Genomic DNA, 14,969 nt, shown 5'->3' with positions numbered 1-14,969 from the left:
ATGTCCTCGATCATGCGGCGGCGAAGAGGGCTGATCTCAGCCATTGGAAAATCTCCTGTCTGAAGGGTTGGGCCTCAAAACCCGCAATCCTCTCAGACAGGAGCCTGATCTTGCGATCCCTCCTCAATTGCCGCGCCAGCGGCTTCGTTCAATCCTCCAATTGAGGACAGGCCCTAGGCGTGTATCCGGGAGGGCTCTCATGGAAGCGAGAAAATATGCCGCTGAATTGATTGGTACATTTTGGCTCACCTTTGCGGGATGCGGCAGCGCCGTCATTGCCGCGTCCTTTCCGCAGGTGGGCATCGGCCTGCTCGGGGTGTCGCTGACATTCGGCCTGAGCGTCGTCACCATGGCCTATGCGATTGGCCATATATCCGGCTGCCATCTCAATCCGGCCGTGACGGTCGGCCTTGCCGCCGGCAGGCGTTTTCCGGCCGGTCATGTCCTGCCTTATGTGATCGCACAGGTCGCCGGCGCCATTGCTGCTGCAGCGCTGCTTTATGTGATCGCGAGCGGTGCTCCGGGTTTCGATGTCGGCAAGGGTTTTGCGTCCAATGGATACGGCGAGCATTCGCCGGGCCAATACGGCATGGTGGTTTGCTTCATTACTGAGGTGGTGATGACCGCGATGTTCCTGTTCATCATCATGGGTGCTACCCATGGCAAGGCGCCGGCGGGTTTCGCGCCGCTGGCGATCGGTTTGACGCTGACGATGATCCACCTCGTCAGCATCCCCGTCACGAACACCTCCGTAAACCCGGCCCGCAGTACGGGTCCGGCCTTGTTTGTAGGCGGATGGGCGCTCGGCCAACTCTGGCTGTTCTGGCTGGCGCCGCTGGTCGGCGGAGCGCTCGGCGGCGTGGCCTATCGCTGGTTGAGCGAGGAGCCAACCGGTGTCGTGGAAGGCGTGAAGCCGGCGTAATCGGTTGGTGCTGACGGAACCGACTCGTTGTTCTCTGCGGTCGATCTGGCGGACTCACTTTTGGCCCGCCGGCACGACCTTGGTTACATGGCCCATCTTGCGGCCCGGCCTCGGGGCGCCCTTGCCATAGACGTGCACGGTGGCGCCGGGGACTGCCAGCCAGTCCACGTAGCTGTTGATCTCGTCGCCGATCAGGTTGGTCATGGTGACCGCGCCGTGCCGCAGCGGCTTGCCAAGCGGCCACCCGGCGATCGCGCGGATGTGCTGCTCGAATTGCGAGATCGAGGCGCCGTCCAGCGTCCAGTGCCCGGAATTATGCACGCGCGGCGCAATCTCGTTGACGAGCACGTCCGGCTTGCCGTCGCGGTCGACCACGAACATCTCGACTGCCAGCGTGCCGACATAGTCGAGCGCGACCGCGATGCGTTGCGCGGTGTCGCGGACCTGCGCGGCGAGTTCGTCCGAGATCGCCGCAGGCACGCGCGAAACCTTCAGGATGTGATCGCGATGCTCGTTTTCTGTGACGTCGAAACTCTCGACGCTGCCGTCGGCCGAGCGGGCGGCGATCACCGAAATCTCGCGCTCGAACGGAACGAAAGCCTCCAGGATTGCCGATTTGGTGCCGAGGTCGGCCCAGGCGCGATCGGCGTCGTTGCTTGAACGGATGATCGCCTGGCCCTTGCCGTCATAGCCGAAGCGGCGGGTTTTCAGCACCGCGGGCAGGCCGATCCGCCCGATCGCCGCGAGCAGGGTCTGCGGCGACGAAACGTCGGCGTAGTCGGCGGTCTTGATGCCCAACCGCGTGACGAAGTCCTTCTCGATCAGGCGATCCTGCGTCGTCTCGAGAACCCGGCGATCGGGCAAGACCGGCCGCCGCGCGGCGAGGATCATCGCGGAAGCCGCCGGCACGTTTTCGAATTCATAGGTGATGACGTCGACATCGCCGGCGAACAGTTCGAGCGCCTCGACGTCGGCATATTCAGCGCAGGTGGCGTTGGCCACCACATCGAAGGCTGGCGAATCCGGATCCGGCGAAAACACCCGGCAGCGCAGGCCAAGGCGCGCCGCTGCCATCGCCAGCATCTTGCCGAGTTGTCCGCCGCCGAGAATTCCGATGGTGTCGCCTGGTTTCAGCGTCAAGCGAGATACATCCGTCACGCAGATTCCTCCGGACGCTCGGCAACCGCGTCGGTCTGCTTCTTGCGCCAGGCAGAAAGCCGTTCCGCCAGCGCCTTGTCGTACAACGCCAGCACACTCGCTGCCAACAGCGCCGCGTTGATCGCGCCAGCCTTGCCGATCGCGAGCGTTCCGACGGGAATGCCGGCCGGCATCTGGACGATCGAATAGAGCGAATCGACGCCGGACATCGCCTTCGATTCGATCGGCACGCCGAACACGGGGAGGTCCGTCAGCGACGCGGCCATGCCCGGCAGATGCGCGGCGCCGCCGGCGCCCGCAATGACGACCTTGAAGCCGGCTGTCTTTGCGCCCTTGGCGAAGGCATAGAGCCGCTCCGGCGTGCGATGCGCGGAGACGATCAACTTCTCGCAGGGCACCCCGAGCGCGCCCAGCGTTTCGGCGGCGTGGCGCATGGTCCCCCAGTCCGACTGGCTTCCCATGATGATGGCGATCGGCGCGGGCATATCGTTAATTCTTCTGAGCAGAATCCGAAAAATACAGGTCCGATTATAGGATCGGCCCTCTCTACGGCAAGGTTAGCAAGGGAGCGACTATGGACTATCCTGTCTTGGTGCGAACAGGCAAGCCTTCTTGGCGCCGGATCCGCGGCCGGCGTTAACACAGGTAAATGGTTTGGTTTAAGGATCCGGAGCCGTCCGCGTCCCCTGGGAAGACCGATGAAGAAGAAAACGAGGGCAACGCCATCGCGGGCCGCGAAACGCCGCAAACCGGCTCCGGCCAATGGCAACGTTCGTCCGGGGCATCGCGCTTCCGGAGGGAAGGACGATGCCAGGGCCGAGATCCGGCGGCTGAAAGGCCAGCTGGCCAGGGCGCTCGCGCGCGTCGAACAAATGCAGGCAGCGGCCGAGACGGATTTCCTGCTCGAAATTCCGAACCGGCGCGGATTCGAGCGCGAGCTTGGCCGCGCCATCTCCTATATCCAGCGTTACCATGCCAGCGGTGCGCTGATCGTGCTCGACGTCGACCGCCTCAAGCCGATCAACGACAGTTTCGGCCACGCGGCTGGCGATGAAGTGCTGAGGGCGATCGTTGCGGTGCTGTCGCGGCAGATCCGTTCCTCCGACGTGATCGGCCGGCTCGGCGGCGACGAATTTGCGCTGCTGTTGTGGAATCTCTCCGAAACCGATGCGTGCGCGAAGGCGGCCGCGCTGGAGGAGGATATCGATCGGCTCAGTTTTGCCTTCGCGGGCAGCACGGTTGCGACCGGTGTGTCGACCGGCGTTTCTATTCTCGGGGCCCATTCGGACCCCGCGCGGGCGCTGGCCGAGGCTGATCGTGCGATGTATGTGCGCAAGGCGCAGCGCCGCCATGAAGTGTTGGATCCTTCGTTCCCCCCAGACAGGCGAGTAACTCCATGACCAAGTCCGAGATGAACAAGCCCGAGCCGTTCAAGCTTCACGTTGCCGAGCAAGACATCGCTGATCTGAAGGCGCGCCTCGAGCGGACGCGCTTTCCGGATTCCGCGCCCGGCGAGGCGGGGAGCGATCCTTGGGCCTTTGGAACCGACGTCGCTTACTTGCGCACACTCGTGCAGTACTGGCGCGAGCGCTTTGACTGGCGCGCGGAGGAGGCGGCGTTGAATGCCTTTCCGCAATTCCGCGTGCCGCTCGACGGCATCGACCTGCACTACCTGCATATTCCCGGCGTTGGCGAAAACCCGATGCCGCTGCTGTTGTTGCATGGCTGGCCCGGTTCGGTGTTCGAATTCATCGACGTTATTCCGCGTCTCACGGATCCCGCGCGGTTCGGCGGCGATCCGCGCGATGCCTTCACGGTGATTGCACCCTCGCTGCCTGGCTATGGGCTTTCGTTCAAGCCGGGCCAGAAGAGATACGCCGTTCCTGAAATGGCCGATTGTGTTGCGGCCTTGATGCACGACGTGCTCGGCTTCAAGCGCTTCGCCGCGCAGGGCGGCGATTGGGGCGCGGCCGTCACCAGCCGGCTCGGCTATGCCCACGCCGAAAAGATGATTGGCATCCACCTCAACCTGTGGGCGGCGGCCGGACGCGAGGCGAGCACGTTCGAGAATCCGACCGAGGAGGAGAAGCGATATCTCGGTGAACTCGCGCACTGGACGCGCGAGGAAACCGGCTATCAATGGATCCAGGGCACGCGGCCGCAGACGCTTTCGTTTGCCTTGACGGATTCGCCGGCGGGCCTCGCTGGTTGGATCGTCGAGAAGTTCCGCGCCTGGTCGGATTGCGGCGGCGATGTCGAGCGTGCGATCAGCCGCGACCGCATGCTCGCCGATATCTCGCTCTACTGGTTCACTGGCGCGATCGGTTCGTCATTCTGGCCTTATTATGCCCGGCTTCATGGCTCGGCGATCTTGCCCCGTGGGGCGACCATCACGGTGCCGACCGGCTACGCCCAATTCCCGCGCGAAATCCTGAAACCGCCGCGCAGCGCAATCGAGCGCGTGCATACCAACATCCGCCGCTGGAGCGTCATGGAAAAGGGCGGCCATTTTGCCGCCCTCGAACAACCCGACCTCCTGGCGCACGAAGTTCGCGCGTTCTTCCGCGAGCTACGCTGAAGCTAAAGCCCGTTCAGATCGTCCGGCACCTGTCCGAATGTCTTGAGCACACGCGCATCGCCGAACTCTCCTACCATCGGGTCGCCGCTGCGGCAGAACGCCACCGCGCCGATGCTGCCTGCGGCGCGCGACATCGCTTCGGCGCGCCGCAGCGCACTGCTCGAATGCTGGCATTCCTCGGCCGCGCCTGCGACCGGCATGCCGCTCTCATCCTGCAAGAATGGCATTGCGACGTAGTAGGTGACATTCGCCATACCGCTGCTCCATCGCCGATGATCAGGCCGCATCGCCCCTTTCGCGCGACCGCCGGGCGACCGCGCCGAGCTTCACGGCTTTCGTCCGCAATTCGCTCAGTTCGATTTCCAGATATTCGTTGGCCAGGATCAGGGCCTTGATCGTGCTGCGCGCGTCGCCATTGCACATCGCGATCAGCCGGTCGCAGGCCTGTTCGTAGCTCGGGCTAAAGGGAAACGAAGCAGCTTCGGGCATGGCGCGTTCCTTGGGGCAGGCGTGGGGATCGCGCAAATGTTCCTATTTTGTTCTCATGGAGTCAAGCCTCATTTTCGGACGGCTGCGCCTTGGGCAAGCCGCTTCAGGCGATGATGTCCGGCGTGATCTGGTCTTCGATGAAGGCGATACGATCGCGCAACTGCAGCTTGCGCTTTTTCAGCCGCTGCAGCCGCAGCAGGTCAGGCGCCGGCGACTGATGCAGCGCATCGATCGCTGCATCGAGGTCGCGGTGTTCCTGTTGCAATCTTGCGAGCTCGGACTGGAGTTCCCGCTCATCTTCGTCGGTCATGGTCTACTTGGTCGAAAACGCGGATGAGATTTGCGAAAAGTTCCGGCAAGCCGAGCCATGACTATCCTCCCTGGCAAGCCGCTCCGCAAGCAAGTTCGAGGCCGCATCCACGGGAGGAAAAACGCGCGAGGCCAGTCAGCCAGTCAGGTGGCGGATGGATCTGGCCTTGTGCCTCGCACCTCTTGATCTTTGCGCCAACCGTTTGTTTTACCGTGCTTTCCGGCCCGAGGCGGGAACCGGCCGGGCAAAAAGATTAACGCCCGGGAGGCCGGCTCACGATTCGTTACAGGTGCCGGTGAAAAATGAGGATGGCGTTTTTCAAGACCATCGACAGATTCACGCCTTGGTGTAAACTTCCTACTCCGGATCGAATCTGAGGTCTTGACCCAACCGAGGAGGTATCGAATGGCAATTCATGCACATCTCGTTGAACTGGAAAGGAAACACAAGATTCTCGAAACCGAATTGCACGAGGCTCTTCTTCACCTTTCAACAGACGATTTGCAGATTGTCGAACTCAAGCGCCGGAAGCTGATGGTTAAGGACGAAATCGAGCGCCTGAAGAACTCCGCCAGCGTCACCTTGCATTAGCTAGTACGAGCCAAGGCTCCAACACCCGCTTTGATCGATGCAACCGGCCGGTGCACCAGCGCCGACCGGCAGGCGGGATGTTACAACAGCTAGTGTGGCGGTTCAGAAGTCCGCATCGCTACTGCCGCGGGCTCGTCATGCGGACTTCTGAACCAAAGCCACACTAGTGCTCCGATTCCGAAGTTCGTATCATATTGCGGCTCCACGTTTACGAACTTCGGAATCGGGACACTAGGCCAGTTCGCCGACACGGTCGGCGATGGCAAGCGATGACGTCAGTCCGGGCGATTCAATTCCGAACAGGTTGATCAGTCCGTCGACGCCGTGGTCCTTCGGCCCCTGGATCATGAAGTCCTGCACCGCGACCGCCGGCGGCACGATCTTGGGCCGCATTCCCGAATAGCTCGGCATCAGCGCGCCATCCGGCAGCGTCGGCCAGTAGCGGCGGATCGCCGGGTAAAATCGCTCCGCCCGCGCCGCATCGACCGCGTAGTCGATATGATCGACCCATTCCACGTCGGGGCCGAAGCGCGCCTGCCCCGCCATATCCAGCGTGAGATGCACGCCAAGGCCGCCGGGCTCGGGGACCGGATAGATCAGACGTGAAAACGGCGCGCGCGCCGAGCAGCTGAAATAGTTGCCCTTCGCAAGATAGGCCGATGGAATCTTTTCGACCGGCATGCCATCGATGCTGCGTGCGATCGAGGTCGCGTCAAGGCCTGCCGCGTTGACGAGCAGCCTGCACTCGAGCGACATCGGCGTCTCGCCGCCGGCGTCGATCTCGATGCGCCCGCCGCGTACGCGAGCGCCGATGAGCGGCGTGTGAAATGCAAAGGCAGCGCCGGCGTCTTCGGCGTTGCCGCGCAGCGCCAGCATGTAGGCGTGGCTGTCGATGATGCCAGTGGAAGGCGATAACAGGGCGGCCTCGCAATGAAGCGCCGGCTCCAGTGCCCGCGCGGCTTCGCCACCAAGCGTTTGCATATCGACCACGCCATTGGCCTCGGCGTGCGCCCTGATCGACGCCAGCCTTTCGGTTTCCTTCGGCGTCGTCGCGACGATCAGCTTGCCGCAATTGCGATGCGGAATGCCCTGGTCACGGCAATAGCGATAGAGCGCGTGCTTGCCGGCGACGCACATCTGCGCCATCAAGCTGCCCGACCGGTAATAGATGCCGGCGTGAATCACCTCGCTGTTGCGGGAAGACGTGACGGTGCCGATGGCTTCGGCAGCTTCCAGCACGACCACTTCGCGGCCGCTCTGGGCAAGCCGCCTCGCGATCGCAAGACCGATCACTCCCGCACCGATGACGACGCACTCGACTTTTTCCATTCGAAAATTCTGTTCCGGATCTACCTTGCTGGTGGGGGTGCTCGCCGATCCCGCTCATACGTGAATGGCGTTTCGCCCCAAACATTTTGGCTGCGCGTTTTACTGGGGCAACTCTTTGGATTCGTTTCTGAACTTTCCCAGTCTAATTTATTAGTGACCCATTAATCATGTCGGCGCAATTGGCGCGGTTTCGCGCCGCAAATAAGCCAGGTAGGGGTACGCGTTTACCTGATCCAAACCCGTGAAGAAAGACACTCCCGCGCAGAAATCCGCGGGTGACCGATGGTTGACAAGAAATGGCAGGCAGGCGGCGGGATCATGATTCCGGCAGGGGTCGTGGTGTGCCTGATTGCGTCCATTTGGGCCGTCCCTGCGTCCAGCGCGGGCTTCAAACTCGTCAGGTTTTTCAACACGGCCGATCCGGAAGTCGTCACTGATATGGTCCTCGGCGGCCTCGTCGTGTGCTCTTTCCTGGTCGCGGTTGGCTTGTGGGCCGTCTCCGCGCTGCGCCGGCTCAAACGATCGCAACTTCGCAGGAATGCGTTCGTCAGCTCTGCCTTGAACAACCTCAAGCAGGGTGTGGTCATCACCAACCCCCGGCAACGGATCGTTTTCCTTAACGACCGCTATCTCGAGATTTATGGCCTGTCGCGCTCGGACATCGCGCCCGACATGACTGGCAGAGACCTCCTTGAACTCAGGCGGGCGCGTGGCGTCCTCGACGTCACGATCGAGGAGTTCTACGCTGAAGCCGTCAAGCCGGAGGGGCTCGTCACCGAGTTGCCGGGCAGGCAATCGGTGCATGTCAAATGTTTCTCGCTGCCGAACGGCGGGTCGGTCGCGACGCATGAAGATTGCAGCGAGCAGCGCGAGCTTTCGCGGCAGCTGGCTTCCACCAAGCAGTTCCTCGAATCCGTGCTGGAGAATGTCCCGGTCTGCGTAGCCGCCAAGAGCATCGAGGACGGCCGCTACATTTTCGCCAACCGGGCTTTCGAACGCTTCTCGCGCTTCTCGCGCGATTTCATCGTCGGCAAGCGCGCCGACGAAATCTTCACGGCCGATACGGCGGCGAGTATCGAGGCGGCCGACCGCGCTGCCCTCGGCGCGCCGGACGGCCAGTTCCGCAGCGAGTTCTTTGTCGAACGCGGCTCCAAGAGGCGGGTTCTTGCCTCCAGTCGCGTGATCGCGCGCAACGACAAGAACGAGCCGGAATTTCTGATCGCGCTGTTTGACGATGTCACCCAGCGGCGGACGCTTTCCGAGGAGCTTGAAAAGACCAAGAAGTTCCTCGAACAGGTGGTTGACAATGTTCCGGTCTCGCTGACGGTCGAAAACGCCAGCAACGGGCAATATCTTCTCGCCAACCGCAGCGCCGAGACCATTCTCAACCGCCGCCGCGAAGAAGTTGCAGGATTGACGGCCGCGGAAATCTTCAACGAGCGCGAGGCCAAGCTCATCGTGGCCCGCGACGAGGCGGCGGTCAGAAACCGCAAGTCTTTCACCGAAGAACATCCGATCAGCACCAAGGACGGCTTGCGGCTGTTCTTGACGCGCCGGGTCACCGTGCTCAACGAGGCCGGCGAGCCGCAATATCTGATCAAGACGCACGAGGACGTCACCGACCGTCGCCAGACCGAATCGCGCATGGCGCACATGGCCTATCACGACGGCCTGACCGACCTGCCGAACCGAGCCGCCTTCCTGCAAGCGTTGACGCAGATGATCGAAGCCTGCGCCGGCGCGGAAGAGCAATTCGCGGTGTTGTCGATCGATCTTGACGGCTTGACCGAAGTCAACGACGTTTTCGGTCATGCCACCGGCGACAAGCTCCTGATCGAGGTGGCGCAGCGGCTGCAAGCGTCCGCACGCGGCGGCGTCGTGGCGCGGCTCTCCGGCGACGAATTCGGACTGATCATCGACGGCAAACAACCGATCGCCGCCATGCTGCTCGCCGAGCAACTGGCCGAGACGATGGCGAGGGAAATCCTGATCGACGGCAAATCGGTCCGCACCGGCTTGACGACGGGTATTTCGATCTTTCCGCATAACGGCACCGACGCGGCGTCGCTGCTCGCCAATGCGGGCGCTGCGCTGTCGCGCGCAAAAGCCAAATCGCGCGGCACGATCAGCATCTACGAACCGGAGATGGATCAGCAGATCCGCGACCGGCGCGTGCTGCACCAGGACCTTTCCACGGCGGTCAAGAACGGCGAAATCTCGCTGTACTATCAGCCGCAGGCGCCGTCGCACTGGATGCCCGGAACCAACGAAATCATCGGCTTCGAGGCATTGGCACGTTGGCGTCACCCGGTGCGCGGCTTCGTGCCGCCGTCCGATTTCATTCCGCTTGCCGAGGAAAGCGGCCTGATCTTCGAGATGGGACAGTGGATCCTTCGCGAGGCCTGCCGCGAGGCGGCCTCCTGGCCGGTTCCGTTGCAGGTCGCGGTCAACCTGTCGCCGGCGCAATTCATGCATGGCGACGTCGTCAGTCTCGTGCATTCGATCCTGCTTGAGACGGGGCTTGCGCCAGGGCGGCTGGAACTTGAAATCACGGAAGGCGTGCTGATCGAGGATTTCGACCGCGGTCTGGCGCTATTGCGGCGCCTGAAAGGGCTTGGCGTCCGGATCTCGATGGACGACTTCGGTAGCGGCTACTCCTCGCTCAGCTATTTGCAGGCGTTCCCGTTCGACAAGATCAAGATCGACCGCGCCTTTATCATGAACCTTGGACGCAACCCGCAGTCGGCGGCGATCGTGTGCGCCGTCATCGGCCTCGGTCATGGCCTGGAAATGTCGATCGTGGCCGAAGGCGTGGAAACGCAGGACCAACTCGTCTTCCTCGACGAGCAGGGCTGCGACGCCGTGCAGGGCTATTTCATCGGCAAGCCGCTTCCGATCGATCAATACAACACGCTGGTCGGCCGGGTAACCGGCGACGGCGCGGAGCCGGCACGCAAGACCGGCTAAACCGGGACTGTAAGATCACGGCCGCCGGATCAGGTCGGCTTTCCGCCTCTTTCCTCACTTATCGCCGCTAGTGTGGCTTTGACTCTGAGGTTCCTTCGAAGAACTCGCGGCGACACTGAAGGAACGTCAGGGTCGCCACACTAACTCGTTCGAGCGAACGACGGGCTTGGCTAAAGCTGGGACATGGCGGACTACGATTTAGCGATCATTGGCGGCGGCTTGAACGGCGTTAGCGTGGCGCGGGACGCCGCCGGGCGCGGCCTGAGGGTCATCCTGATCGAACAGGGGGATCTTGGCGGCGCGGCATCAGGCGCGTCGAGCAGGCTGATCCAGGGCGACCTGGCGGTGCTTGAACGCAGGGCGTTTCGGCGTACGCGCGCGGCGCTGGCCGAGCGCGAGATCTGGATGCGGATCGCGCCGAATCTGGTGCGGCCGGCGCATTTCGTCATTCCCGCTCATTCCGACGAGCGTCCGGCCTGGCTGCTGCGTCTTGGATTGATGGTCTACGACCGCCTGGCGCCGCCCGGCAGCCTGCCGCGTTCGGCCACGATCGACATCACCCATCATCCGATCGGCGACGCCTTGCAGCGGCCGTTCGGCACCGCCTTCGGATATTCGGATTGCCTGGTCGATGATTCGCGGCTCGTGGTGACGAGTGCCATCGATGCGGCCGAGCGCGGCGCAGACATCCGCACCGGTGCCCGCTGCGTGCGCGCCGACCGGGGCAATATCTGGCGGCTGGTGGTGATCGACCGCGGCCATCGTCGGGTGATCACCGCAAGGTCGCTCGCCAATGCCTCTGGCGCCTGGACGGCGAGCGTTGCGGAGACCGTGCAGCGCACGCCGCCCCCGCGCGCGGTTGCGGTCAAGCTTGGCCGGATCGTCGTCCGCCGCCTGTTCGACACCGACAATGTCTATGTCTTGCAGAACACCGACCGAAGGCTGGTCTTTGCCAGCCCCTATCAGCGCGATTTCACCATGATCGGCACCGTGGCGCGCACGTTTGTCGGCGACCCAGCCGCCGTGGCCATGGCTGCTGACGAAGTGACCTATCTGTGCGACGCCGCCAACCGCTATTTTCGCCAGCGCATCGGCACCTCCGACGTGATCCGGTCGGTCGCCGGCGCGAATCTCGTCACGGGACGACCCGGCAAACGATTTGCGCGCGAGGGAACGGTGACGTTCGACGCGCGCCGCAGCAAGGCACCGCTGCTTACCATTTTCGGCGGCGACGTGACGACGGTGCGGCTGCGTGCCGAGCGGGCCGTCTCCGGTCTCTTGCCGTTCTATCCGATGTCGCGGCCCTGGACCGCGGAAGCCGCGCTGCCGGGTGGAGATTTTCCGATCGCACGGTTCGAGACCGAGGTCGACGAGGCGCGCGAGCGCTGGAAGTTCCTGACCACCGGCGATGCGCTACGCCTGGTTTCGGCCTATGGCTCGCGGCTGTATCAGGTGCTGGGCGAAGCCAAACAGAAGGCCGATCTCGGCCAAAGCTTCGGGCCGGATTTGACAGAAGCGGAAGTGCGCTACCTCATGACAAAGGAATGGGCGCGCTTTCCGGACGACGTTCTCTGGCGTCGCTCGAAACTCGGGCTGACCATGAGCCCTGAGGACCGCGAGCGATTGGCGGCCTTCATGGTGACACAGCCCGCCGTCCCTTGAGCATTAGCCGATCCGCCGCTAGCTTGCACCTCACGATGGGGCAGGCTGACGGCATGAGCAAAGATACCGGGAATCCGGCGCGCGCCGCGGATTCGAATGCGGAATCCCGCTCCGCGCCCGGCATGCCGCTGCTCCGCATCGATGCGGTGGTCAAGAAATTCGGTCAATTCCGCGCCGTCGACGCACTGTCGCTCGACATCCAGGCCGGAGAGTTCTTTGCGCTACTCGGCCCGAGCGGATGCGGCAAGACCACGCTGCTTCGCATGCTCGCCGGTTTCGAGACGCCTGACGAAGGCCGCATCCTGCTTGGCGGCGAAGACATCGCGCAAATCTCTCCGCATCAGCGCCCCGTCAACATGATGTTCCAGAGCTACGCGCTGTTTCCGCATCTGAGCGTGCGCGACAACATCGCGTTCGGGCTGAAGCGGGCGAAACTGCCATCGTCCGAGATCGGCGCCCGCGTCAAGGAGATGGTCACGCTGGTCAAGCTCGACGGGCTCGAGAAGCGCAAGCCCGATCAGCTTTCCGGCGGCCAACGGCAACGCGTCGCGCTGGCGCGATCGCTGGCGCGCAGGCCGAAACTGTTGCTGCTCGACGAGCCGCTTGCCGCACTCGACAAGAAGTTGCGCGAAAGCACCCAACTCGAGCTGATGGAATTGCAGCGCCGGCTTGGGCTGACCTTCATCATCGTGACCCACGATCAGCAGGAAGCCATGACCATGGCTGCCCGGATCGGCGTGATGGATGCCGGTCGTCTCGAGCAGGTCGCTAGCCCTCGCGACCTCTACGAAGCGCCGCGCTCGCGCTGGATCGCCGAATTTGTCGGCGATATCAACCTGATCGAGGGCAAGCTCGACACCATTGAGGGATCTCACGCAACGATCGCGCGGCGGCTCGCTATTGTGACCGAGCAGGCGGGGACGATCCATATCGCAAAACCGAGCCATCCGCTCTCCAGGACCAGCGTTTGCGTCGCAATCCGCCCCGAGAAGATCAAGCTGTCACGCCGCGCTCCGGTCTCTGACGATGTGCGCGCCATCAACCGGCTCGAGGGGGTGGTGGCCGATGTCGGCTATCTCGGCGGAGTCACCGGCTACAAGATCGAGCTCGATTCGGGCCTCATTTTGCGCTCGTCGCTGGCCAATACCGCGCGGCTCGATTCCGACGCCTACGGCCTCGGCCAGCGCGTGGTAGCGTGGTTCTCGCCGGAAGACTGCGTGGTGCTGGAGCAATGAGCGCGGAGGCAAACTTCACCCGCCCGGCGCGGCTGGCGGCGATCGCGCCTTACGTGTGGATGGCGCTGTTCTTTCTCGTGCCGTTCCTGTTCGTCCTCAAGATCAGCCTGTCGCAGACCGCGATCGCGCAGCCGCCCTATACGCCGGTGTTCAGCCTGGACGAGGGCTGGGAGGCGATCAAGACGGCGTTTGCCGCGCTCTCGCTCGATAACTTCAGGCTGCTCGTTTCCGACGATCTCTACGTGCTGTCCTATCTGCGCAGCCTCGCGGTCGCTGGTGTCTCGACCGCGATCCTGCTCTTGATCGGCTACCCCATCGCTTACGGCATGGCGCGGCTGCCGCAACGCTGGCAAGGCGTGGCGATGATGCTGGTGATCGTGCCGTTCTGGACCTCGTTCCTGATCCGCATCTATGCCTGGATCAACATTCTGCAGCATGACGGCCTGCTCAATCAGATTTTGCTGGCGCTGCACGTCGTCTCGAAGCCGATGGTGTGGCTCTCGACCGACAGCGCGATGTATCTTGGCATCGTCTATTCCTATCTGCCGTTCATGATCCTGCCGCTCTACGCGACGCTCTCCAAAATGGATCCGGCGCTGCTGGAAGCTGCCGCCGATCTCGGCGCCTCGCCGCGCCAAGCGTTCTGGCGGGTGACGTTCCCGCTGTCGTTGCCCGGTGTCGGCGCCGGGGCTCTCTTGTGTTTCATTCCGATCGTCGGCGAGTTCGTCATTCCCGATCTTTTGGCCGGATCGAACGCGCTGATGATCGGCCAGACGCTGTGGCTTGAATTCTTCAACAACAAGGACTGGCCGACGGCTTCAGCGGTCGCGGTCGTGCTGCTGCTTCTCCTGCTGGCGCCGCTCTTGCTGTACGACCGTCTGCAACGGCGGCAGTTGGAGCGGACGTGATGGCAAGCGCCACCAACAAGCTCTCCCGCTTCAACATCACTGCGCTCGCGCTGGGGCTGTCGTTTCTCTACCTGCCGATCGTCATCCTCATCGTCTATTCCTTCAATGCCTCGCGGCTGGTGACGGTGTGGGGTGGCTGGTCGCTGCACTGGTATGACGAGTTTTTTCACGATCAGGCCATGATCGATGCCGCCTGGATGAGCCTGCGCGTGGGTGCAACGTCGGCGACGCTGGCAACGATCCTGGGTACGCTCGCCGCGGTGGCGCTTTCGCGCGGCGCGGGGTTTAAAGGCCGGACGCTGTTTTCCAGCATGCTCTATGCGCCGTTGGTGATGCCGGAAGTAATCACCGGGCTTTCACTCTTGCTGTTGTTCGTCGCCATCAATGCCGAACGCGGTTTTTGGACGGTCGTCATCGCCCATACCACGCTCACCATGTGCTTTGTCTCGGTGGTGGTGCAGGCGCGGCTTGGGGCGATCGACCGCAGTTTTGAAGAAGCCGCGATGGACCTCGGCTGCGATCCGCTTCGGGCGTTTGCTGCCGTGACTTTACCGCTGATTCTGCCTTCGGTCGCCGCTGGCTGGATGCTCGCCTTCACGCTGTCGCTCGACGATCTCGTGATCGCAAGTTTCACCACCGGACCCGGTTCGGCGACGCTGCCGATCCGGATCTATTCGGAGGTGAGGCTCGGCGTGAAGCCGGAGATCAACGCGATCTGTACGCTGGTGGTGGCGCTGATCGCAGTCGTGATCGTGGTCGCATCGCTCGCTTCCAAAATCTCCGATGCGCGCGGCAAGAACGCTGCGCCATTGTAACCGCC

General features: G+C 63.0%; 14 protein-coding genes and 1 pseudogene. 9 read left to right on the top strand and 6 right to left on the bottom strand.

Going from position 1 to position 14,969, the window contains the following annotated elements; translation table 11 throughout:
* Positions 1-199: 199 nt before the first annotated feature.
* On the top strand, positions 200-922 hold the full coding sequence (gene aqpZ, locus M6D32_RS05570) for an aquaporin Z (RefSeq protein WP_298254173.1): 723 nt from the start codon (positions 200-202) through the stop codon (positions 920-922).
* Positions 923-976: 54 nt separating this feature from the next.
* On the opposite strand, the gene M6D32_RS05565 is transcribed toward aqpZ, so the two are convergent.
* Entirely contained in the window at positions 977-2,080 is a 1,104-nt protein-coding gene (locus tag M6D32_RS05565) for a 5-(carboxyamino)imidazole ribonucleotide synthase (protein WP_298254170.1), read from the bottom strand.
* Entirely contained in the window at positions 2,077-2,565 is a 489-nt protein-coding gene (gene purE / locus M6D32_RS05560) for a 5-(carboxyamino)imidazole ribonucleotide mutase (RefSeq protein WP_298254168.1), read from the bottom strand. The genes M6D32_RS05565 and purE overlap by 4 nt, the downstream gene beginning before the upstream one ends.
* Before the next feature lie 213 nt (positions 2,566-2,778).
* On the opposite strand from purE, the gene M6D32_RS05555 reads away from it, so the two are divergent.
* On the top strand, positions 2,779-3,480 hold the full coding sequence (locus tag M6D32_RS05555; protein WP_298254165.1) for a GGDEF domain-containing protein: 702 nt from the start codon (positions 2,779-2,781) through the stop codon (positions 3,478-3,480).
* Entirely contained in the window at positions 3,477-4,658 is a 1,182-nt protein-coding gene (locus M6D32_RS05550; RefSeq protein WP_298254163.1) for an epoxide hydrolase family protein, read from the top strand. The genes M6D32_RS05555 and M6D32_RS05550 overlap by 4 nt, the downstream gene beginning before the upstream one ends.
* A 2-nt stretch (positions 4,659-4,660) precedes the next feature.
* Here M6D32_RS05550 and M6D32_RS05545 read toward each other — a convergent pair whose 3' ends face one another.
* The 3 genes from M6D32_RS05545 to M6D32_RS05535 form a co-directional block, all read right to left on the bottom strand.
* Complete coding sequence (locus M6D32_RS05545; protein ID WP_298254161.1) at positions 4,661-4,912, bottom strand: hypothetical protein; 252 nt, start codon at positions 4,910-4,912, stop codon at positions 4,661-4,663.
* Between the two features lie 22 nt (positions 4,913-4,934).
* Positions 4,935-5,147, bottom strand: a complete 213-nt coding sequence (locus M6D32_RS05540) for a hypothetical protein (RefSeq protein WP_298254159.1) — start codon at positions 5,145-5,147, stop codon at positions 4,935-4,937.
* A gap of 103 nt (positions 5,148-5,250) precedes the next feature.
* Positions 5,251-5,457: a DUF465 domain-containing protein gene (locus tag M6D32_RS05535; RefSeq protein ID WP_072817426.1), complete on the bottom strand. Its 207-nt coding sequence runs from the start codon at positions 5,455-5,457 to the stop codon at positions 5,251-5,253.
* Between the two features lie 405 nt (positions 5,458-5,862).
* On the opposite strand from M6D32_RS05535, the gene M6D32_RS05530 reads away from it, so the two are divergent.
* Positions 5,863-6,048: a DUF465 domain-containing protein gene (locus tag M6D32_RS05530; RefSeq protein WP_298254157.1), complete on the top strand. Its 186-nt coding sequence runs from the start codon at positions 5,863-5,865 to the stop codon at positions 6,046-6,048.
* A gap of 231 nt (positions 6,049-6,279) precedes the next feature.
* On the opposite strand, the pseudogene M6D32_RS05525 reads toward M6D32_RS05530, so the two are convergent.
* Positions 6,280-7,386, bottom strand: a pseudogene (locus M6D32_RS05525) (NAD(P)/FAD-dependent oxidoreductase); the annotation flags it as partial.
* Positions 7,387-7,659: 273 nt separating this feature from the next.
* On the opposite strand from M6D32_RS05525, the gene M6D32_RS05520 reads away from it, so the two are divergent.
* The 5 genes from M6D32_RS05520 to M6D32_RS05500 all read left to right on the top strand — a co-directional run bounded on the left by M6D32_RS05520 (position 7,660) and on the right by M6D32_RS05500 (position 14,964).
* Complete coding sequence (locus M6D32_RS05520) at positions 7,660-10,344, top strand: EAL domain-containing protein (protein WP_298254153.1); 2,685 nt, start codon at positions 7,660-7,662, stop codon at positions 10,342-10,344.
* A 183-nt stretch (positions 10,345-10,527) separates the two neighbouring features.
* Positions 10,528-12,006: a glycerol-3-phosphate dehydrogenase gene (locus M6D32_RS05515; protein WP_298254151.1), complete on the top strand. Its 1,479-nt coding sequence runs from the start codon at positions 10,528-10,530 to the stop codon at positions 12,004-12,006.
* Between the two features lie 53 nt (positions 12,007-12,059).
* Positions 12,060-13,241, top strand: a complete 1,182-nt coding sequence (locus M6D32_RS05510; RefSeq protein WP_298254149.1) for an ABC transporter ATP-binding protein — start codon at positions 12,060-12,062, stop codon at positions 13,239-13,241.
* On the top strand, positions 13,238-14,149 hold the full coding sequence (locus M6D32_RS05505) for an ABC transporter permease subunit (protein WP_298254147.1): 912 nt from the start codon (positions 13,238-13,240) through the stop codon (positions 14,147-14,149). The genes M6D32_RS05510 and M6D32_RS05505 overlap by 4 nt, the downstream gene beginning before the upstream one ends.
* A complete protein-coding gene (locus M6D32_RS05500) occupies positions 14,149-14,964 on the top strand; it encodes an ABC transporter permease subunit (RefSeq protein WP_298254145.1) in 816 nt (271 codons plus the stop codon). Before M6D32_RS05505 ends, M6D32_RS05500 begins: the two co-directional genes overlap by 1 nt.
* Positions 14,965-14,969 lie beyond the last annotated feature (5 nt).

The organism is Bradyrhizobium sp. (assembly GCF_027307225.1).
Lineage (GTDB): Bacteria > Pseudomonadota > Alphaproteobacteria > Rhizobiales > Xanthobacteraceae > Bradyrhizobium.
Note: the sequence above shows the minus strand (reverse complement) of the source record. Positions and strands in the feature narration are given on the sequence as shown.